The sequence below is a fragment of the Caballeronia sp. dw_19 genome (assembly GCF_018449515.1).
In the GTDB taxonomy this organism is placed as follows: Bacteria; Pseudomonadota; Gammaproteobacteria; order Burkholderiales; family Burkholderiaceae; genus Caballeronia.
Genome location: NZ_JAAVUQ010000029.1, coordinates 25073 through 45559 on the forward strand (window position 1 = coordinate 25073; position 20487 = coordinate 45559).

Below are 20487 nucleotides of genomic sequence, written 5' to 3' on the forward strand. Positions count from 1 at the left end.
GGAGCCTGGCTCGTATGAAAAGGCTTTTGCTCGCTGCCACGTGCGTGTCCGCTGTGCTGCTCGCCGGCTGCAACGACCAGCAAAACGCGGATGCCATGAACAAGCTCAAGGCGTTTTTCAACGCCGTCAAACCCGACACGTTGCTATTGAAGGACCTGACGCCGGGCGTGACGACCGAGGCGCAGATTCGCGACCAGATGGGCGAGCCGGAAACGGCGCGAACCTACACCGACGGCTCGAAGCGCCTCGAATATCCGCGTGGTCCGGCGGGCACGAATACCTATTTCGTCGATATCGATGCAAACGGCAAATTTGTCTCGGTCACGCAAGTGCTGACCGCGGAGAACATCGCCAAGGTACGGCCGGGCATGACGCAGGACGAAGTGCGCCGCTTGCTGGGCAAGCCGACTACCATCGCCGAATATCCGCTCAAAAAAGAGCGCGTGTGGAGCTGGCATTGGGAGGAGGGCGGCGTGACCCGAGACGCCATGTTCAACGCGCATTTCGGCCCCGATGGCATAGTGACGACCACATCGCGATCGGAAGCATCAGGCGGCGGCCAGCATTGAGTTGCGCGGCGGGGCGTTTTAATATCGGTACCCATACTCATGGATCACCAAAAATCAAAACACGCGCTTGGGCGCGAGACATTGATGGCGCTGGCGGCGCGTCATCGCGACGACCGGGCGTTAACGTTCGAAACGGCTGACGCGGGCTGGCAATGCGGCCGCGGGCACGCGTGGGACGACGGCCTGAGCGCCGCGCAGAACGTGCGTTGCATGAACTGTGCGACGCAGCGCCGCGAACAGCACACCGAGCGGCTGAAGGCCCTTGCCGAGGAGCGGGGCGGGAGACTGTTGTCGGCGAGTTACGTCGATGCCACCACGCCTTTGCGATGGGAATGCTCGTTCGGGCATAGCTGGGAGGCGCAAGCGGAGGTTGCCACGCGATGCTGGTGTGCGGAGTGCATGCGTCGAGGCGTGTACGACATGGCGATAGCGTCTCGAAAGTAAGGCCAGGTGGAAACGCTTTTTCTCTTGTATAAAAAGTTGCGCCTAATACCCGGCATCCAACGAAAGCGGCGCGCGCCGCTTTCGCATCCTGTTTCTCGATTGCCCGCAGAATCTTCTGATGGCCTTTCCAGGAGCGTTCCGGCGCCCCCGGCAACTCTTCGGTCAGGACGTATCCGTCGCGGATCACTTCACGCACGGGATCCAGCATTGTCCGCAGCAATCGATCATTAGCCGCTTCACCGATCACATCGTGAAACTCCACATCGAGTTCCGTATAGGCGCCGTGTTGATCGAGGACGCTGCCCATCTGCGTCACCAGCTCCATCAGCCGCCCGAGTTGTTCCGTCGTCCGGCGCGTGGCCGCCAGCGCGGCGAGTTCTTCTTCTGCGCAACGCTGTACTTCCAAAACCTCCTCCAGCATTCGCTGGCCGCGCGGTGACGTCACGTGCGCAAACAGCACCATCGACACGCGGGCAACACTGGCCGACGCGCTCGATCCGCCATGACAACGCCGTTCATGTGCTTGCCGATTGGCTCATCAAATAGGTGCTTCCAAAATCCTTACCACGCACCCGCGCAAATTATTTTCGACTTATCGGGAATAGAGGGGAAAAAAATGGGTTCGCCCTAGTACCAACCCGTTAAACACTCTGGAGTCGAAAATGAAAAAGATTGCCCTGTTCGTGATGTCCGCCGCTGTCCTCGCATCGTCAAGCGCATTTGCCCAGGCTCAAGGCCTGACCCGCGCCGAAGTCCGCCAACAACTCGTTGAAGCGCAGCAAGACGGGTCACAATTTGTCAGTAACACGTCGTATCCCGATGTAGCTCGCATCTATACGAATCAGGTTGCGCAAGCCAGGCAGGGCACGTCGGCCTATGGCGGCGTGGCAGCCGGTTCGAGTGCCAGTTCCTCGCGTGTCGCGAATATCGGCAGCCCGAGTCATGAGGCTTGTGTCGGGCCGTACAGCTTCTGCAACATCTATGCGGGTTCTTGATGACAGCACGGACGACTCGTTCATGGTTAGATCGAGTCGCGAGTCGTCCTGTCGTGATTGCATGGGCTTAAGCGGTTAGCGTTAGCTGCTTGAACGAATTATCGGAGCAGGATCAGTTGAGGCACAGTGTCCGCGCCGCACCATACAATTGCATTTTGGTCATGTTTCACACCGAGTTGTTTTGCATCACTAAGGATAAGGCCGAGAACCAGGAAGCTCGGTTCACCCGGCCATGTGCCTGACGGATGCTCGCCTGTCCCTTCGATAAAGCGTAAGTTCATGCGGCTAAGTTCTTCTGCAAGCGCGGCTTGCCGCAGAGTGTTGGCCGTGGCATTGGTCATCTCGCTGAATGGATTCGCCGCGGTGATAAACGCGCTGCAGTCAACGCCAAAGGCCCGGTGAAGTTTGGCGAGATCAGGATTGGCGCGGCCTATGCGCAGCGTCGTGGGAGCATTGCCCAGGACGCGATAATGAGTTTCATCGTAAGCCCGGAGCGTGTCCGGATCGATAGTCGAATTGAACTGCAAAGCAATCTCCTTGCGATAAAAACGCCAGACATATCAGAGTTTCGCCCTCTATTGTGCGCGTTGCCGAACACACGGTATCAATGTGATAAAGGCCGTTGTGTTAGCTACCTCTCGCTCAGCGTGAATGTCCTGACTCGCGGTGTTCACCGCGCCGCCCAGCACCTGTACGATGCTTTTTTTAGCATATAAAGCGCTCGCACAGGCGCCATTATCGAGGGGCATATGGATTCACCTATCCTGGCAAACGAGGACATGAAGGGCAGGCCGACCAGCGTTCATGTTCATCTTTACTATGGCGTTGATCCAAGCCGGTATCGCAAAGACGAGAACGTTGGGTGCCTGTACGGTTATCACCACGCCGAGTCGGAATCGATGACCCTTTCGTATTCCCACGATCATCCCGAAGGACGTGCTCTCCGCACTATTCGACGCGGCTTGAAAGCGCTTCTCGGTTGCGATCTCGTTCATACATTTCGCAATCGCGCAGCGCTGCTTGAAGCGGACGTGATCTGGACGCATACGGAGCGCGAGTATCTATCGGTGGCGTTATTGCTGATGCTCAAACGTGGTCCGCGTAAGCCGCTTCTGCTTGCACAAAGTGTGTGGCTGCTCGACATATGGGAATCGCTTAGCGTGTTCAAGCGCGTGATCTTCAAGAGGCTGCTAAGCCAGGCGACCTTGCTGACGACCCTGACTCACGACAACGCAGCGCTCACGAAAAAATTCTGGAATCACGAAGCAACGGTGGTGCTCTATGGTGTCAGTACCGACGATTTCCCTTTGCGGCCAGTGTCCGAGTGGCGTCCTCACGAACCGTTGCGCGTGGCGGCCATTGGTAACGATCGCGACCGCGATTGGCAGACCTTCATGGCCGCGTTTGAAAACGATCCGCGCTTCAACGCGAGGCTGGCGACCCAGCGCAAAGTCACGCGTTCTGATCGGGCGGATAACGTTGTTGTCGCGCCGGTGTCGGGGTTGGTTGAGCAACGTGCACTCTATGAATGGGCCGATGTAATCGTCGTACCGCTTCATCCCAATCACCATGCATCAGGCATTACAGTTTTGCTCGAAGCGGTGACGGCTGGCAAGGCGGTCGTTGCAACGGGCATAGGCGGTCTGTCCGACTATTTCTCCGATGACGCCGTCTCATACGTACCGGTCCACGATGCACAAAGCTTGCGCGAGACTGTCGCTGCATTAGGCGCCGACCCTGAAGGCACGACGAAGCGAATTCGTCGCGCGCAGCAGGAGTTGGTGTCGAAGGATTTGACGACGCGCGGTTTCGCCCGGCAACACGTCATGCTGACTCATCAAATGTTGCAGAACGCGGTGTCGGACGAACGAGTCGAGCCACTTGTGCGCGCTTAGCGGAGCGGGCGCGTGGGCTTCACAGGTTCAGCGGCACATACGGAAACAGGTTGCTTGTCTCACGACACGCAGCCTGTTTTTTTATTGGACAAATAAGCCAAGCCCGTCAATGAAACCCGAGCCCGCGCATTGTGCGGAAATCGGCAACGTGACGTTTCCTTTTCGCGGTTGAACAATTCCGCTATAGCGTCGATAGTGAAACCCAACCGCCGCACGCTGAGCCAGCCGGCCGGGAACACACAAACACTTTGTGGAGTTCAGGTTGGCCAAGACAACTCGCGCGAGCTGCGCCATCGAAAGCGATGCGGCGGATCTATTTCCGGATGTGTGGTCCGTTGACGCCACGGAGTTTATCGCGGCGCTGGATCGCGAATTTGCGCAGCCGCGCCAGCACCTTCTCCACTACCGTAAAGAATGCTCGGGCCATCGCCTGAACGGCGGTAACTTCGAATTCTTATCCAGCACAGCCGGCATCCGCAATGATCCGGATTGGCGCGTTACCGCCCCTCCCCAAGATTTGATCGATAGGCGTGTGGAGATTGCCGGTCCGGCGGAGAACCGGAAGATTGTCATCAATGCGCTCAATGCTCATGCGCAAGTATGGGTGGCCGACCTGGAAGATGCGATGTCGCCCACCTGGCACAACGCCATGGCGAGTCAGCGAAACCTGAAAGAAGCGGTCATGGGCGACATCACCTACCGTGACCCTCGGGGCAAGCAATACAGGCTCGAAGGCGGCACGACGGCGATCGTGGTCAGGCCGCGCGGCTGGCATTTGCCCGAGCAGCATGTGACGGTTGATGGACACGCTGCATCGGCCAGCCTGGTCGATTTCGGCCTGTACTTCTTTCATTGCGCACGCAGGCAACTCGAGCGCGGAAGCGGGCCTTACTTCTACTTGCCGAAGCTTGAAAACCACCTCGAAGCAAAGCTGTGGAACGATGTATTCGAATTTGCGCAGGACTGGATTGGTGTTCCCCGTGGCAGCATTCGCGCGACCGTGCTTATCGAGCACATTGGCGCGGCGTACGAAATGGACGAGATCCTGCATGCTCTCGGTCCTCACGCCGCTGGGCTAACCGCTGGCCGGTGGGATTATCTGTTCAGTATTGCGAAGGAATTCAGGAATCGACGGGATTTTGTCTTGCCCGACCGCGCGGAATTGACGATGGGGCTGCCGTTCATGCGCGCTTACACCGAGCTTCTGGTCCGCACGTGTCATCGGCGTGGCACGCATGCGTTGGGTGGTGTCGCCACGCAGATTCCGGATCGACACGATCCCGAGGCGCAACGCCGCGCGGTCGAAGTCGTGCGCCGCGACAAGGAGCGCGAGGCAATCGAGGGTTTCGACGGCACCTGGGTCGTTCACCCGGATCTGGTTCCGGTCTGTCACGCCGCCTTCGAGCACGTACTGTGCGGGCGCCCGCATCAGATCGGCCGCTCGCACGGCGAGGTCGAGGTCAAGACAACGGCCGCGGACCTGATGGCGGCCGATCGCCTGGACGGCTCGGTCACCGAGCATGGCTTGCGATCCAACATCGCGGTGTCTATCCGATATCTGGAGGCATGGTTGCGCGGTCATGGATCGGTCAGGCTGTTCGGTCTCATGGAAGGCGCGGCGACCGTCGAGATTGCCCGGTCGCAGGTCTGGCAATGGCTGCGCCACGGCACGCGTCTGCGGGATGGGCGTCAGGTGACGCGCGAACTGGTTCGCGCAATGGTCACGGAGGAGATCGATACATATCGCGCGGAATCGACTGAAACCCTGACCGACCGCGAGATAGAACGAGCCAGGGCTTTGTTCGAAGAAGTCGCCATGCGGGAGGACTTCCCCGAGTTCCTGACGCTGCCCGGGTACGCCCGATTGAACCGGTCATCCGAACATGACTCGGCCGCGACCGGGTATGGATGGAGCGCGGCATCGGCGTCGGTCCGGGAAAGCACCTTGGCGCTCACCTGCAGCAGCGGCATGTTCACGCATTTGCAACTCAAGCCACGCGTTGCGTTTTCCTTCGGGTTCATGGGGTGGTCGGCGTGGCTGATCGAGCATGCCGTCTCGCATGCGGCGCTGATCCGCGATCATGCCACCGGCTTTGTTCCCATCGGTCTCGAGATTGCCTATGTAAAACCGTCGACGTTCTTCGATTGCGAGTCGCTCAGTGTCACTACGCGGGTCAGGACGTGGAACCCGAAACGCTTTCATACCCTTCAGGACGTGGACGTGCTGCTCGCGAATGAACAGGGCGTACCGATCGCTCGCGTAGTCATGCAAGAGGTGTGCGTTCGCATCGAGTCGATAGAAACACTTGCGGCAGCGCCGGGACGCGTGCCCGATGATCTGGCGAAGCTGTTGCTCGACTGTCCCGACGATATCGACGAGCGGCCCGTGCTGCTCAATCGCGGTGCCGCGCGAGTGCCGGCGAATGCCGAGCCCATTGCTGAACACCGGCACGAATTCGTGGTGCATCGCCATGCTTGCGAGGTAGCGGACCAATGGTATTCCGAGCACGTGTGCGATTTCATAGGCGATAGTCGCGAGGCCATGGTGCTCCTCCTCGTCGATAAACATCCGGAACTGCTCGCGGGTCTGGCCCAGCGTATAGAGCGCCTGAGCATCGGTTTGCGCAGGCCTTTCATGCTCTTCGACCGAGGCGAGATCCTGACCACGGCTTATCGCGTAGGCGCCGACATTCATTTCGTCCATCGGTTGCTGACCGCATCCGGGGCCGACGCCGGCGACGCGGTCGAAGTGTTCCGGTCGGCGTGACAGTCAAGCTAAAAAGGGATTGACCATGACGTTCCTGTTCTCTGGATCGTTGCTGCGGTACGTGGGTTATCGGCGGCAGATTGTTTATGAACAAAACACGCTCGACGAGGCCCTTCAAGCGCTATTTTCAGAATTCCCGGAACTGAAAGGATTACTGATGAATGGCGAGATGACGCTGAAACGAACGATGCGTCTGGCGATCAACAATGAAGTGATTCGCAGCGATCTGACCCGGCCGCTTGCATCGGGTGATCTGGTCGAGATCATGACCGCCATCTCCGGCGGTTGAGCAGTCTGCCGCAGCGACGGCTATCCGAAGGAGAACATGCAATGTCCCTCGACACCCGACTACGATCGGTATTCGATACGGTGCTGGAACTGGACAGGACGCTGCCCGATTCGGCGCTGCGTTATCAGGAGACGCCGGGCTGGGATTCGCTCGGCGCGGTGTTGCTGATCTCATCCATTGAAGATGAATTCAAGGTTGAGATCGACACCGAGCGGGCGTTGAAGATGGACACCTTCAGCGGCGCTTCGCAGTTGCTCCGTGAGCTTGGGGTGCGGGATTGATCCGGCAATCGTCATGACCGGCTTGCCGATAAACCAGAGCGTGCGGGAGACCGTGCTGCTACCGCAGATGGTCGAGCTGATCGAGCATCATCGGCGTGCTTGTCCCGCGTACGCCCGCGTGCTCGATGCCATCGGTCATTCGTCCGGTCGCCGTTATGCGCAAACTCGCGAACTGCCGTGGCTGCCCGTGCGCCTGTTCAAGGAGCACGCGCTGATCAGCACCGGCCGCGAACAGGTGACCGTGCTGACGTCGTCCGGTACGACCAGCACGAACGTCAGCCGGATTGCGCTAGACCGGGACGCCGCCGAGCGCCAGCGACATCTGCTCACCGCGACGCTGGCGACGGTGACGGGTCCGCGGCGTCTGCCGTTGCTCATTATCGATTCGCCCTCGGCGGTACGTGGGGAACGCTCGTCGATCCGTGGCGCCACAGTGCTGGGCGTGATGAATGTCGGGCGGGAACACGTCTTTGCGCTGGATGACGAGCAAGGTATCGATGCCACCACCGTCGCGAATTTCCTGCAACGCCACGGCCATGCAACGTTCCTGATCTTCGGCTTCACATCGCTGGTCTGGACACGGTTTTACGCCTTCGCGCGATCACACGGATTCGACCTGGCCCACGCGATCCTGCTGCACACCGGCGGCTGGAAAAAGCTCGCCGATCAAGCCGTATCGCCGCAGGAATTTCGCGCTGGCTTTCTCGCTGCGACCGGCCTTCATCGATGCCACAACTTCTACGGGATGGTCGAGCAGGGCGGCACGATCCACATCGAATCAGCATCCGGCGATGGTCTGTATTGCCCGGATTTCGCCGATGTCATCATCCGCGATCCTGAGACCTGGGAGGAGGCTCCCATTGGCACGGAAGGCGTTATCGAAGTGTTGAGCGCCGTCCCGCGCGCGCATCCGGGTCACGTGCTGCTCACTGAAGACCGGGGCGTGGTGCATGGCATCGACGATGGCGAGTGGCCGGGCAAACGCTTCTCCGTGCTCGGTCGGCTCGCGCGCGCCGAACCTCGCGGATGCGCGGACACGTTGCCCGAAACCGCCAACGGGGCGCGGCCATGAGCGGCCTGCTCGAAGGCCGGAGGCTGCTTATCACCGGCGTCATCAACCATGCGTCGATCGCCTTCGCGGTGGCGAAGCTGGCGCAAGAACAGGGCGCGGAGATTGTGCTCACCGGCCACGGCCGGCTGCATATGGTCGAGGATGCTGCAAGGCGGTTGCCGCGACCCCCGCCGGTTGTCGAACTCGATGTCACCCAAAGCGAGCAACTTGCCACGCTGGCCGAGCGTGTGCGGGTTCACTTGCCGCGGCTGGATGGCGTCCTGCACTCGATCGCCTTTGCGCCGCGTGGGGCTATCGGCGGGGATTTCCTGGCTACGGCCTGGGCAGATGTATCGACGACCTTGCAGGTCTCGACCTATTCGCTACAGGCACTCGCCGTCGCGGTGCTGCCGTTGATGGACGCAGGCGGCTCGATCGTTGGCCTGGATTTCGATGCCTCCGTCACATGGCCCGGCTACGACTGGATGGGCGTGGCCAAAGCCGGCCTGGAGTCGAGCGCGCGTTACCTCGCCCGTGATCTCGGCGCACGCGGGATACGCGTCAATCTCGTCGCGGCCGGTCCTTTGCGCACTGCCGCCTCTCACGGCGAGCCGAGTTTCGGCGATATCGCCGCGGCCTGGAAAGCCCGAGCGCCACTCGGCTGGAATCCCGCCGACGCCAACGGCGTCGCTCGCACCTGCGTGGCGTTGCTATCGGACTGGTTTCCTGTCACCACCGGCGAAATCGTGCATGCCGATGGCGGCTTTCACACGGTCGGCGTCTGACATGGCGCGCTTCTGGGGGTATCGATGAATACGGCGCGTAGTTTCAGCAATCGTATTGCCGTGGTGATCGGCGGCACGCGTGGCATCGGACAGGCGAGCGCGCGCTTGCTGGCCGCAGCGGGAGCGACCGTGATATTAACCGGCACGGATCAGGGGAAAGCCGAACGCGAGGCAAAGCAACTTGCCGCCGAATACGGCGTTAATGCGACTGGCCGGGCGCTGGATCTGAGCGACTACGCGTCCATTGGCGCGACCATCAAGTCGATTGCCGCCGAGCATGGCGCTATCGACGCGCTGGTGCTCAGTGCGGGCGTGATGCAGAGCACGCCGCTGGGCATGACGCAGGAATCGGTCGCGCGCCATCTGCTCGACGTCAATCTGCTGGGCGCGATCGAAGTGTTGCAGGTCACGGCGAAAGTGATGATGCGGCGTCGTCACGGCGCCATTGTGTTGCTTGCATCGATAGCCGGCGAGCGCGGCGCCGCGGGCCAGGCAGTCTATGCGGCAACCAAGGCCGGCATTGCCGCAATGGCGCGCTCGGCGGCGAAAGAACTGGGACCGCTCGGTATTCGGGTGAATGCGGTGGCGCCCGGTTTGATCGATACCGATCTGCTGGCGAATCTCCCCACCGATGTCATCGCCGCACGTCGCGCGCAGACCGCGTTGCGCAGGCTTGGCACAGCGACTGAGGTGGCGGCGACGATCCGCTTCCTGCTCAGCGACGAAGCGTCTTTTATCACCGGACAAGTGCTCGGTGTCGACGGAGGCCTGACCTTATGAACACATTCGGCGCCCATGCTTGCCTGATCGATGCGGCTCGCAATTTGAGCTTGAGAGGCAGCGAGCTCGCAGCGCGGATTCAGACGATGGAAAACGAACTGCACACGATGCCGGCAGGGTTGCTCTTGTTGCCATCGCCATGGACCGTCGATACCGTGTGCCGCTATCTCGCCGCGTTTCGTCAGGGCCGGGCGCTTGCGTTGCTTGACCCGGGAATTGAACTCGACACACTCACCGAGTTGATCGCGCGATTCGAACCGGCGGGTCTGTGGCAGCCTGGGATCGAAGCGCCTGCGCCTGCGGGTTATCGGCGTGCCGATCATGGCTGGATCAGGCAGACGGACGGGGCCGTCGTCCATCGCGATCTGGCCTTGCTGCTGACCACCTCCGGCTCGACAGGCGCCGCGCGCATGGTGCGCCTTTCACGTGAAGGCGTACTCGCCAACGCGCAAGCAATCGTGCGTGCGCTTGACATCACCGACGCTGACATCGCGCCGACCAGCTTGCCGTTCTACCTGGGCTACGGCTTGTCGGTGCTGAACAGCCACCTTATGGCTGGCGCGACCGTTGTGGTGAACACGCATCCGGTTATCGGCGCGGACTTCTGGGCGTGCGTCGATACTTATGGCGCCACCTCCTTCGCGGCGGTGTCGCATACGTATGAATTACTTGCGCGCTTGCGGTGGACGCCATTGGCGCATCCCAGCCTGCGCACGATGACTCAGTCCGGCAGCCGCATGCGGCCTGAACTGATTGCACAATTAGCCGATGACATCGGCCGGTCGGGAGGCCGCTTCTTTCTCATGTACGGGCAAACCGAAGCAACGGCCCGGATGGCGGTTCTGCCCGCGCACCGCATTCTTGAGAAGTGCGCTTCGGTCGGCTTGGCCGTGCCCGACGCAGAGTTATCGATTAGTGTTGAATCCGGTGAGGAGACGTGTCGACCGGACGTCCCTGGCGAAGTCATCTTCCGGGGGCCCAGCGTCATGATGGGTTACGCCGATACGGCAGTCGATCTCGCCAGCGGCGACGGTCATGGCGGCGTGCTGTACACGGGTGACATCGGCCGCTTCGACCAGGAGGGTTATCTCTATCTCGAAGGCCGTCTCAAGCGGATCGCCAAGCTGTTTGGACAGCGAATCAATCTCGATGCTGTTGAACTCATGGCCGCCGAAGCCGGCGCTGAAGGCGCGACTGTCGCCGTCTCGCGCAACGACGAAGCCATCGTGCTGTGGTGCGAAGGTGAGGCCGAACCGGCGCGGCTGGAACGCATCTCGCGGAGTGTCGCCGAACGATTGGGCGTGAACCGTCATGGTGTTCTCGCACGCACTATCGACAAATTGCCGCTGCTGCGTAACGGCAAGATCGATTACCGGTCGCTGATTCGTGCGGCGATTGAAGACAAGGCGCCGACATGATCCGGCCGCTGTTCCCGTCGGGTCCGTCGCTTGAAGCATCGGCGTTGCTTGAGTCGTTGAATGAGTCAGCGTCGGCCCCGGCCCTTCAGGTCGGCGATGAACGTATGCTCGATTTCCTCGATGGCGTCGGCCAGCGCCTGCGTGTACCCGCGCTGGCCCGGCGCCATCCGGAACTGGGGCCACTCGGCGCTTACCTTCGTCGTGGACATCTGGGCTCGGAGCTGGCTCGGCTCTATACCGAGAATTGCACGCTGCGTTTCCCCCAGGGACTGGTCTTTCACATCGCGCCAGGTAATGCCGATACGGTGTTCGTCTACTCCTGGGCATTGTCCGCGCTGGCTGGAAACCGCAACGTGGTGCGGGTATCCGATCGTGGCGGAGAGGCCACCGAGGCCGTGCTCGCCGCGTTGGCGCAAGGTCTGGAGACAGCCGATTCCGTGGTTGCGCGGACGCAGCGGATCGTGAGCTACGACCATCGCGACGAGGCTGCGACGTCGGTTCTGTCCGCCGCTTGTGACTTGCGTGTGTTGTGGGGCGGCGATCGAGCTATCGACGACATTCGTCGCGCGCCGCTGCGGCCATCGGCGCGGGATCTCACCTTTCCCAACCGATCTTCCTTTGCGGTGATCTGCGCTAGGGCTTTTCTCTCGACCGATACAACGGAGCGCAAGCGGGTGGCCGAAGCATTTCATTCGGATGCCTACTTATTTGGTCAGGCTGCATGCGCTTCGCCTGGAACGATTTTCTGGATTGGCACGGCTGAGGATGTGGCGGACGCGCAAGTCGTGTTCACGGCCTTGTTAACGCGAACGGTGGAGGCTCGCGGGCCGCGCGCGGATGCGGCGATGGCGATCCAGAAACAGGTATCAACCTATGGTCTGGCTGCAGAGGGAATAGCCGATGACGTTCGCTTTATCGGCAACGAGATCGCTATGGTGCGGCTCGCGTCGCCGGTTCGCTTGCCGCGTCGCTGGCTTGGCACGGGTACGTTTCCTTATCTGCGGCTGGACGCGCTCGACGCGCTTTTGCCTCTATTGCTACGGCAAGATCAGACGCTGACGTATTTCGGCTTCACGGCCGACGAGATGGTTTTGTTTGCGCAGCGAGCAGGCGGACGAGGCATCGATCGCATCGTGCCGATGGGGCGTGCGCTCGAATTCTCCACGGTCTGGGACGGCTACGACCTCCTGCGGGAATTCACCCGCCTTGTCACCGTGAGTTGATGCCGATTCGCTCATAAGGAGCACGATCATGAATGAGGCGATTATCGAACTATCCCCGGAGCAGGCTTACGAACGCCGGCAATCGGGCGCATTACTGGTGGACGTTCGTGAAGATGGAGAGCGCGCGGCCGGCATGGCGGAGGGTGCGATGGGTGTCAGCAAGTCGCGCCTAGAAGCGGAGCCAGGCGACTGGTTGCCGGACCTCACGGCGGAGATCGGGCTGATCTGCGCGGTGGGCAGACGCTCGATGCAGTGCGCGCGGCTGCTTCAATTGCGGGGTTACACGCACCTTTTCTCGGTTGCCGGCGGCACTACACGCTGGAAAGCAGTCGGCTTGCCGATGACCGAACCCACCGCCGATGCCGATTTTCTCGAACGATATTCGCGCCACTTGCGGCTTTCCGAAGTTGGACTGGACGGTCAACGCAAGCTTGCCGCCGCGCGGGTGGCGCTGATCGGCGCGGGTGGGCTGGGTTCGCCTGTGGCGCTGTACCTGGCCGCAGCCGGGATCGGCCATATCACGCTGATTGATGATGATCTCGTCGATCGCAGCAATCTGCAGCGCCAGGTGCTGCATCGCGATGCCGACATCGGTATGCCCAAGGTCGAATCCGGTTGCAGGACCTTGGCGGCGCTCAATCCTCATGTGGTCGTCGAACCGCAGCGCACGCGGCTGCTGGCGGGGAATGTCGAGGCGTTGCTGAGCGGTCACGATGTGGTGATTGACGGCTCCGACAACTTTTCAACGCGCTATCTGGCCAACGATGCCTGCGTGCGTCTTGGCCTGCCGATGATCTACGGCGCGGTGCAAGGTTTCGATGGTCAGGTCAGCGTGTTCTGGCCGGCGCGAGAGGGCGGGAGTTGTTATCGATGCCTGTTTCCGGAACCGCCGCCACCTGAATTTGCGCCTAACTGCGCCGAAGCGGGTGTGCTCGGCGTGCTGCCGGGGGTGATCGGGTTGTTGCAGGCGACCGAGGCGATCAAGCTGATTTTGGGTATTGGTGAGCCGCTGTCCGGTACCTTGCTTCAGTTCGATGCGCTGGGAATGCGATTTAATCGATTGCGGTTGCTGCGAGACCCCGGGTGTCCGCGTTGCGGCGATGGCGTGAAGGCCGGTGATTACGTGGATTTGCCGGCGGCTTGCGGGGTGGGGTGAAGTCGTTCGCCGGCTGGTAGGCCATGGGACGGGTAGATCAACCTGTCGCGGCGCCGGAAATATTTCCATAAATATGTAGGATATACTTTACATACGAGGTGTCACGTTTTTCCGTTCCGCCGCAGGGGTAATCATGCAACTCTACGAGATTGGTCAGTCAGTCGCGAAACGGCGGGCGGAACTCGACCTGACGCAGGCGCAACTTGCGAAGCTTAGCGGGCTCTCCCGGTTCACGGTCAACCAGCTTGAGACCGGCAAGGTGAAGGACCTGGGGATCAACAAACTTATTCCGCTTCTCAGCGTACTCGGGATCGAACTGACGGCCAATCCGAGGCCCGAGCAGAGGGGGCTGTTCAAGGCATCCGTGAGCGCCAACGTGAGCTACAAGGGAAAGTTGACGGAAGCCCAGCTCGCTCGCGCGCTCGCGACGGGAAAGATACCCGCTGGCTACGAGTCGCAGGTCTCCGCCATTCTTGATGAAGTGCCTGTGCCCGTTGTTGTCAAAGCCGTTGAGGAAGCGGCCCGATCATCGGGCGTCGCGCCCAAGAAGATCTGGAAAAACCTCGCGACGTGGTCGAAAGACCTGCATCTTTACAGGCGGGTGTGGGAATGACGACAGCTCATTCGCCTCATTCGCTACCGGACGGGCCGTGGCAGAGTCTGCTTGGCCACGCGCTTACGCTTATCGATGAAATCGCTGAACATGGACGATCCGATCCCTTCTGGACGTTCGGTGGCGGCACTGTACTTATGTTGCGATACGGCCATCGGCTCAGCAAGGACATCGATATTTTTGTCCCCGATCCGCAGTATCTGGGTTTCGTTAATCCACGCATCAGCGATGTCGCCTCGGATATCACGACAGAGTATGAGGAGCACGCGCAATTCGTGAAGCTGCTTCTGCCTGAAGGCGAGATTGACTTCGTTGTTTCTCCGAATCTGACCGACCCTGGATACGATCAATGGACGCTGCTCGATCGCCCGGTAAAAGTGGAGACGGCGGCTGAAATCGTGGCGAAGAAAATGTGGCACCGAGGTGATCGTGCGACCGCGCGTGATCTCTTCGATCTCAGCCTTGTGATTGAGCGTGACCCTGCTGCATTGCTGGTGGCCGGCGAATTCCTGATCCGCTACCGAGATACTTTTCTTGAACAGTTAGCTTCGCGTGACGTATTCATCCGTCAGGGGTTTTCGGACATTCAGACCTTGGACTACACGCCCACCTTCGATCACGCCGTTACTCTCGCGACTGAATTTTTGCGAGAGATTCCCGAGAGGGAGCCGCTGCACAAACCGCGATTGCGCTGACCTTGATTGATCGTTTTCTTGCGCTGAGAGCCGTAAAAAAGGGCCGGCGATCGTCACTGATAGCACTGACGGCGCCGCCTGACTTGCTCATTGCGTTACAACAGCAAACGGTTTGCTGGCCACGAAACCTGATGCAACGAGTGCGCCGTGCGTGTGGGAGTGACACCCAAAAGAGTCGGACGGCGGAAGCGAATCCAAGTAGCTGTAGCCCGGACGAAATCCCGAACCTTCGTTTAGCTTCTCCAACGAGAAAAGGGCTCAGCTTGCGCTGAGCCCTTCATGTCTTTGGTAGGCCGTACGGGATTCGAACCTGTGACCAACGGATTAAAAGTCCGCTGCTCTACCAGCTGAGCTAACGACCCAAAGAGCCGAAATTATAGTCACATGGACTACAAGTTGTCAACGGAGCGTAAAAATGCTCCGCATCGTGGAACGAAGGCGGAATGAAGAAAAACCCAAAGAAAAAGCCCGCAGCAACCACGCTACGGGCTTTTTCAACGAGAGGCGCGAAGACCAGCTTCGCTTACTTCACCTGCGACATCTTGGTTTCAGCCGACTGCGCGGCTTCCGTTCCGCCGTACTGCGAGATGACCTGATCCAGCGTCTTTTTCGCAGCGGCTTTCTGACCTTGTTCGATCTGGTTGTTCGCGATTGCGAGCAGCGCGTCGGGCGCTCGCGGATGCGTTGGATATTTCGTCACCAGATTTTGCCAGGTCGCGGTGGATCCCTTGTAATCACGCAGAGCATACAGCGCATTGCCCAGCCAATATTGCGCGGTGGGCTGGTACGGACTGTCCGGATACTTGGCGACAAACGTCTTGAACGACGCAGCAGCGTTCTTGAAGTCGCCATTACGGAACTGTGTCGACGCCGCGTTGAACGACTCAGTCTCGCCGGGCTGCACCGTCCCTTGCACGCCATCCACCGTCTGCTGCTGCGGTTCGAACTTCTTCAACCGGCCATCGAGGTCGGCGTAGTAGTCCTTTTGCTGCTTTTGCAGCGTCGTCAATTGGTTGGCCAGGTCCTCGTTCTGGCCTCGAAGCGTAGCGACCTGCTGATTCAACTGGTCGAGACGATTCGATTGATCGAGGATCGTGCGCTGAGCGGCGGACAGCTGGCTAGCCAGACTGTCCGTTTTCGTGCGCAAATCGAGCACGGCTTTACGCGCTTCATTGTCGTCGAACAACGCCGCGTGCGCTGACCCGCCGACCACGGCCGAACCTAACAAACAAGCGACTGCGACCGCGCGCAGCGAGGGGAAGCGATACAACATACGGCGACTCACCCGTGACTGGTTACGTTACTGTTGATAAGCGAGGTCAGCGCGGCGATTCTGCGCCCACGACGACTCGTCATGCCCGGTTGCCTGCGGCTTTTCCTTACCCAGGCTCACGGCTTCCATCTGCGAATCGGCCACGCCCAGCAGCGACATCGCGCGACGCACAGCTTCAGCACGCTTCTGGCCCAGCGCCAGGTTGTACTCGCTCGTGCCGCGTTCGTCGGTGTTGCCCTGGATCAGCACGTGACGGTCCGGATGGCTCTTCAGATACTGCGCGTGTTGTTGCAGCAGCGGCTGATAGTCGTCACGAACAGCGTAGCTGTCGAAGTCGAAGTAAATGCTGCGCTTGGCCAGCGGGCTGTTCGGATCGTTCAGCGGATCGACATTGACCTGTTGAACTGCGTTCGCGTCGGGTTGCGTGCCGATCGCGCCTTTGTTTGCACCTTCATCAAGCTTCACGCCTGAATGACATGCGGCCAATGCACCGACCATCGCCACTGCAAAGCCGATACGAATTTTAGACATCATGGTTACTCTCCTTGTGTGTTGCTGCTTAAGTTATTGCGTGAGGTTTATTGCATGAACGGACCCCAGGACGGCTCGCGTACGCTGCCCCCCTGAAGCGACAAGACTTGCCGCGTACGACCATCGGTCGACACAGCCGCCAACACGCCACGCCCGCTCACCTGGGTGGCGTAGAGGATGTACTGACCATTCGCCGCAAAACTGGGCGATTCGTCATTCGTGGTGTCGGTCAGGCCAGTCGCCGTGCCGGACGCGAGGTCCAGCAAATACAACTTGAAGCCGCCGCCAACACGCGAAATGTACGCAATCTGCTTGCCGTCCGGGCTCACTCGCGGGCTTGTATTGTAGTTACCCGTGAATGTGACGCGCTGTGCCTGGCCGGCGCTTTCGCCATTCGCCGACATCTTGTAGATCTGAGGCTGGCCGCCGCGGTCGCTCGTGAAATAAATCGTATTGCCATCGGGAGAGTAAGCCGGCTCGGTGTCAATCGAGCTGCCGAGTGTCAGGCGACGCAAACCGCTACCGTCCGCGTTCACCTGGAAAATCTGCGTGTTGCCGGTAGTCGACAGGGCGACCGCAAGCTTGCGGCCGTCCGGCGACCACGCCGGTGCACTGTTATTGCCTTTCTGATTCGATACGATCACACGCTTGCCTGTCGGCAGGTCGTGGATATAAACAACAGGTTTTTTCTTTTCGAACGACACGTACGCGACCTTGGTGCCGTCAGGCGACCACGCCGGCGAGATGATCGGCTCGGGGCTGGACAGCGCAATGCGCGCGTCCTGACCATCGGAGTCCGAAATCTGCAACTGATAGCGGCCGCCGGTCTTGATCACGTACGAGAGGCGCGTCGCGAAAACGCCACGATCGCCCAGCAATTTTGCGTAGATATAGTCCGCGACCTTGTGCGCGCTCATCCGCAGACCGCTTTCCGGGCTGACGAGCGACAGGCCGCCCAGGCTTTGCTGCTTGACTGTGTCGTAGAGGCGGAAGCGCACTTCGTACTGGCCGTTCGGCAGGCGATTCACGCTGCCGGAGACAAACGCGTCCGCGCCTTTCGCTTTCCAGCTGCCAAGATCGACGGAATCCGTTTCCGACACTGGCGTGGCGCCCGCATCGATATTCGTAAACTTGCCGCTGCGCGCGAGATCCTGACGGACGATCGCGCTAATCTGCTGCGGCGAATTCGCTTCGTTGGCAAACGTGGCGGTGGCAATAGGAAATTGGGTAGAACCCACGCCTGTCACGAGCACATTCAACTGCGCGTGGGCAGCGGTACCCGCGGCGATCAGGCAGGATGCAACAAGCGTTTTCAGGCCAAGCTTCGTCATCAAACTCATGTATCTGATTCCAGAAAAAGCGATTTTTAAACTACCGGCGGCTGCACAACAGACCACCGAATGCACAATTCGTTCCCATCAGGGCTTATTGTGCACCGTCGTTTTACCATGTCCGTTCAGCCACCCGCCGGACGCAATGTGATCGTAAACGTGCCGGGCGCCTGGCCGTTCGTGTCCAGGGGCATCGGATCCGAGCGCTGAACAGCACGGAGCGCAGCCTGATCCCACTGTTCGTTGCCGCTCGAACGTTGGATCGACGACGACAGCAGCGTGCCAGTCGCCGGCGAAACGTGTACCGAGACCACGGTCTCAAGCCCCGCCGTTTCCCCCGCCCACACGATGTTCGGACGCACGCGCCGCTGCACCTTCTCCGCGTATCCCGACGAAGTCGCCGTTCCACCCGCGCCGCTGCCGGTGCCGCTCTTGGCCAGTCCTTCGCCGCTGGAGCTCGTGCCGCCACCAGCCTGACCCTGCAAAGCTGCGAGCCGGGCGCTACGTTCCTTATCAAGCTTGGCCTTCGCCTGTGCGTCGGCCTGGGCTTTGGCTTTCGCCTTGGCATCCGCCTGAGCCTTGGCCTTGGCGTCTGCCTGTTCTTGCGCCTTCGTTTCGGCTTCCTTCTGCTGTTCCGCGGCTTTCGCTGCGTCAGCTTCCTTCTCTTTAGCCTGTTGCATTTTCTGCTGCTCGAGCTTTTGCTGAGCAAGCTGCTTTTGCTTATCGGTTTGTTTCTGCTTGTCCTGAGCCGCTTTTTGCGCCGCTAAAGCAGCTTGTTGCGCGGCTTGTTGTGCCGCGAGCTGCTGCTGGCGCTTGGCCTCGGCTTCCTGATCGGCCAGTTGTTGCGCACGCTGCTGTTCAGCAAGTTGCGCTGCACGCGCCACCGCTTCCTGCTGCTTACGCTTCTTTTCCTGCAACGCGATGTCAGCGTCCTCATCCTTGGCCGGCGGCGGCGCGGGCTGCACCTTGATTGGCGGCGCGGGCGGCGGAACAGCGCGGGGCGTGGGCGCCGACAGATCCGGGATATCGGTCCACAACTCCGCCTCGGCGCCCGCCGGGGTGTTGTTCTGCCAGTTGACGCCGTGATACAGGAGGATGCCAAGCAACACGTGCATCAGCGCGGCCAGCGCGAACGCCTTCCATGTCCCGCGTTCACGCGGCGGACGGATGGGGCGCGCGCTGGTCCGCGCGCCAGGGTGCCCGCTGGGCTGCTGATTCATCATTGCGATTTGACTAACAATCCTACTCGTTTGACGCCCCGCGCCTTCATATCGGACATCACGTTCATGACGACTTCATATTTCACGGTCTTGTCGGCGGCAATCACGACGGGCTGGTCGGGATGCGATTCCTGCCGATTCAGCACGAAGGTCTTGAGATCGCTCTCCGTCATGCTCTGCTGTTGCGACGCGCCGCCGTCGTCCTTGTAGCGCACAGTCATGCTGCCGTCGGCCTTGATATTGACCACGACCGGGGGCGTTTGCTCCTGCGGCGCCGCATTGCCGACCGTTGGCAGGTTGATGATGGAAGGCGAGACGAGCGGGGCGGTCACCATGAAAATGACGAGCAGCACGAGCATCACGTCGATGTACGGCACGACGTTGATGTCGGACATGGCGCGCCGTGAACTGCCGCGCATGCTGGAACGCATTGGACCTCCGGCCATTCTGAACTCCTTAGTGAGCCTGACGCTGCAAGATGTTCGAGAACTCTTCGATAAACGTTTCGAAGCGGATGGCGAGGCGGTCGATATCGTGTGCGTAGCGGTTGTACGCCACCACTGCCGGAATCGCCGCGAACAGGCCGATTGCCGTCGCCACAAGCGCCTCGGCAATACCCGGCGCCACGTTCGCAAGCGTTGCCTGCTGTACGTTAGCCAAGCCGCGGAACGAATTCATGATCCCCCAGACCGTGCCGAACAAACCGATATACGGACTGACCGAACCCACCGACGCGAGAAACGCGAGGTTCACTTCGAGCACATCCATTTCACGCTGGAACGCGGCGCGCATCGCGCGGCGGGAGCCGTCGAGAGTGGCCGCCGGATCGTTCATGCGGCGCTCCTTGCCCTTCAGGAACTCACGCATGCCCGATTCGAAGATCCGCTCCAGCGCACCGATGGTATGGCGGTTGTTGGCCGCGCTTTGATAAAGCGCCTGCAGGTCGCCGCCCGACCAGAAATCGCGTTCGAAGCGTTCGGTCTGAATCCGTGCGCGCCGAATGGCAAACCACTTGCGAATGATGTAAGTCCACGACAACAACGACAGTATCAGCAACAGCGCCATGACGGCCTGCGCCAACAGGCTGGCATGGATGACGAGAGAAATGATCGACAGGTCTTGTGTAGTGTTCATAAAAGTCCGCTGTTACGTCCCAAAGGGGCGTCCGAAG

23 protein-coding genes and 1 tRNA gene are annotated in these 20487 nt (G+C 60.3%); 16 read left to right on the forward strand and 8 right to left on the reverse strand.

The window, feature by feature from the left end; translation table 11 throughout:
- The first annotated feature begins 14 nt into the window (after positions 1 to 14).
- The 4 genes from bamE (at position 15) to HB376_RS29400 (ending at position 2008) form a co-directional block, all read left to right on the forward strand.
- Complete coding sequence (bamE, locus tag HB376_RS29390; protein WP_213767199.1) at positions 15 to 569, forward strand: outer membrane protein assembly factor BamE; 555 nt, start codon at positions 15 to 17, stop codon at positions 567 to 569.
- A 39-nt stretch (positions 570 to 608) separates the two neighbouring features.
- A complete protein-coding gene (locus HB376_RS41280) occupies positions 609 to 1013 on the forward strand; it encodes a hypothetical protein (RefSeq protein WP_255631629.1) in 405 nt (134 codons plus the stop codon).
- A 118-nt stretch (positions 1014 to 1131) separates the two neighbouring features.
- Positions 1132 to 1452: a hypothetical protein gene (locus HB376_RS41285; protein ID WP_255631630.1), complete on the forward strand. Its 321-nt coding sequence runs from the start codon at positions 1132 to 1134 to the stop codon at positions 1450 to 1452.
- A 223-nt stretch (positions 1453 to 1675) separates the two neighbouring features.
- Positions 1676 to 2008, forward strand: coding sequence for a DUF4148 domain-containing protein (locus HB376_RS29400; RefSeq protein ID WP_213767201.1), 333 nt, complete (start codon positions 1676 to 1678; stop codon positions 2006 to 2008).
- A 98-nt stretch (positions 2009 to 2106) separates the two neighbouring features.
- On the opposite strand, the gene HB376_RS29405 is transcribed toward HB376_RS29400, so the two are convergent.
- Positions 2107 to 2535 carry a DUF3293 domain-containing protein gene (locus HB376_RS29405; protein ID WP_213767202.1) on the reverse strand — a complete coding sequence of 143 codons (429 nt, stop codon included), beginning with the start codon at positions 2533 to 2535 and terminating at the stop codon, positions 2107 to 2109.
- Between the two features lie 222 nt (positions 2536 to 2757).
- On the opposite strand from HB376_RS29405, the gene HB376_RS29410 reads away from it, so the two are divergent.
- The 12 genes from HB376_RS29410 to HB376_RS29465 all read left to right on the forward strand — a co-directional run bounded on the left by HB376_RS29410 (position 2758) and on the right by HB376_RS29465 (position 14961).
- On the forward strand, positions 2758 to 3903 hold the full coding sequence (locus HB376_RS29410; protein ID WP_213767203.1) for a glycosyltransferase: 1146 nt from the start codon (positions 2758 to 2760) through the stop codon (positions 3901 to 3903).
- A gap of 262 nt (positions 3904 to 4165) precedes the next feature.
- Entirely contained in the window at positions 4166 to 6670 is a 2505-nt protein-coding gene (aceB, locus tag HB376_RS29415; RefSeq protein ID WP_213767204.1) for a malate synthase A, read from the forward strand.
- 25 nt (positions 6671 to 6695) lie between these two features.
- Positions 6696 to 6959: a MoaD/ThiS family protein gene (locus HB376_RS29420; RefSeq protein WP_213767205.1), complete on the forward strand. Its 264-nt coding sequence runs from the start codon at positions 6696 to 6698 to the stop codon at positions 6957 to 6959.
- A 41-nt stretch (positions 6960 to 7000) separates the two neighbouring features.
- Positions 7001 to 7240, forward strand: a complete 240-nt coding sequence (locus HB376_RS29425) for an acyl carrier protein (protein WP_213767206.1) — start codon at positions 7001 to 7003, stop codon at positions 7238 to 7240.
- A gap of 13 nt (positions 7241 to 7253) precedes the next feature.
- On the forward strand, positions 7254 to 8312 hold the full coding sequence (locus tag HB376_RS29430; protein WP_213767207.1) for an acyl-protein synthetase: 1059 nt from the start codon (positions 7254 to 7256) through the stop codon (positions 8310 to 8312).
- Positions 8309 to 9076, forward strand: a complete 768-nt coding sequence (gene fabI, locus HB376_RS29435) for an enoyl-ACP reductase FabI (RefSeq protein ID WP_213767208.1) — start codon at positions 8309 to 8311, stop codon at positions 9074 to 9076. The genes HB376_RS29430 and fabI overlap by 4 nt, the downstream gene beginning before the upstream one ends.
- 24 nt (positions 9077 to 9100) lie before the next feature.
- Positions 9101 to 9856 (forward strand): SDR family oxidoreductase, encoded by a 756-nt coding sequence (locus HB376_RS29440; RefSeq protein WP_213767209.1) that lies wholly within the window; start codon positions 9101 to 9103, stop codon positions 9854 to 9856.
- Positions 9853 to 11274 carry an AMP-binding protein gene (locus HB376_RS29445; RefSeq protein WP_213767210.1) on the forward strand — a complete coding sequence of 474 codons (1422 nt, stop codon included), beginning with the start codon at positions 9853 to 9855 and terminating at the stop codon, positions 11272 to 11274. Before HB376_RS29440 ends, HB376_RS29445 begins: the two co-directional genes overlap by 4 nt.
- A complete protein-coding gene (locus HB376_RS29450; protein WP_213767211.1) occupies positions 11271 to 12497 on the forward strand; it encodes an acyl-CoA reductase in 1227 nt (408 codons plus the stop codon). The genes HB376_RS29445 and HB376_RS29450 overlap by 4 nt, the downstream gene beginning before the upstream one ends.
- A 28-nt stretch (positions 12498 to 12525) precedes the next feature.
- Positions 12526 to 13653: a molybdopterin-synthase adenylyltransferase MoeB gene (gene moeB, locus HB376_RS29455; protein WP_213767212.1), complete on the forward strand. Its 1128-nt coding sequence runs from the start codon at positions 12526 to 12528 to the stop codon at positions 13651 to 13653.
- Positions 13654 to 13786: 133 nt separating this feature from the next.
- Positions 13787 to 14266, forward strand: a complete 480-nt coding sequence (locus HB376_RS29460; RefSeq protein ID WP_213767213.1) for a helix-turn-helix transcriptional regulator — start codon at positions 13787 to 13789, stop codon at positions 14264 to 14266.
- Positions 14263 to 14961, forward strand: coding sequence for a nucleotidyl transferase AbiEii/AbiGii toxin family protein (locus tag HB376_RS29465; RefSeq protein ID WP_213767214.1), 699 nt, complete (start codon positions 14263 to 14265; stop codon positions 14959 to 14961). Before HB376_RS29460 ends, HB376_RS29465 begins: the two co-directional genes overlap by 4 nt.
- Positions 14962 to 15247: 286 nt before the next feature.
- On the opposite strand, the gene HB376_RS29470 is transcribed toward HB376_RS29465, so the two are convergent.
- From HB376_RS29470 to tolQ, 7 genes are all read right to left on the reverse strand, one after another.
- Positions 15248 to 15323: transfer RNA gene (locus tag HB376_RS29470), tRNA-Lys, on the reverse strand.
- A 161-nt stretch (positions 15324 to 15484) separates the two neighbouring features.
- Entirely contained in the window at positions 15485 to 16234 is a 750-nt protein-coding gene (ybgF, locus tag HB376_RS29475; protein WP_213767215.1) for a tol-pal system protein YbgF, read from the reverse strand.
- A 27-nt stretch (positions 16235 to 16261) separates the two neighbouring features.
- Positions 16262 to 16768, reverse strand: coding sequence for a peptidoglycan-associated lipoprotein Pal (gene pal, locus HB376_RS29480; protein WP_031361343.1), 507 nt, complete (start codon positions 16766 to 16768; stop codon positions 16262 to 16264).
- 44 nt (positions 16769 to 16812) lie between these two features.
- A complete protein-coding gene (gene tolB, locus HB376_RS29485) occupies positions 16813 to 18105 on the reverse strand; it encodes a Tol-Pal system beta propeller repeat protein TolB (protein ID WP_158936052.1) in 1293 nt (430 codons plus the stop codon).
- A 116-nt stretch (positions 18106 to 18221) separates the two neighbouring features.
- Positions 18222 to 19316 (reverse strand): cell envelope integrity protein TolA, encoded by a 1095-nt coding sequence (tolA, locus tag HB376_RS29490; RefSeq protein ID WP_213767270.1) that lies wholly within the window; start codon positions 19314 to 19316, stop codon positions 18222 to 18224.
- Positions 19316 to 19762, reverse strand: coding sequence for a protein TolR (gene tolR, locus HB376_RS29495; RefSeq protein ID WP_213767216.1), 447 nt, complete (start codon positions 19760 to 19762; stop codon positions 19316 to 19318). Before tolR ends, tolA begins: the two co-directional genes overlap by 1 nt.
- Positions 19763 to 19772: 10 nt before the next feature.
- Positions 19773 to 20450: a protein TolQ gene (tolQ, locus tag HB376_RS29500; RefSeq protein ID WP_213767217.1), complete on the reverse strand. Its 678-nt coding sequence runs from the start codon at positions 20448 to 20450 to the stop codon at positions 19773 to 19775.
- Positions 20451 to 20487: the final 37 nt, after the last annotated feature.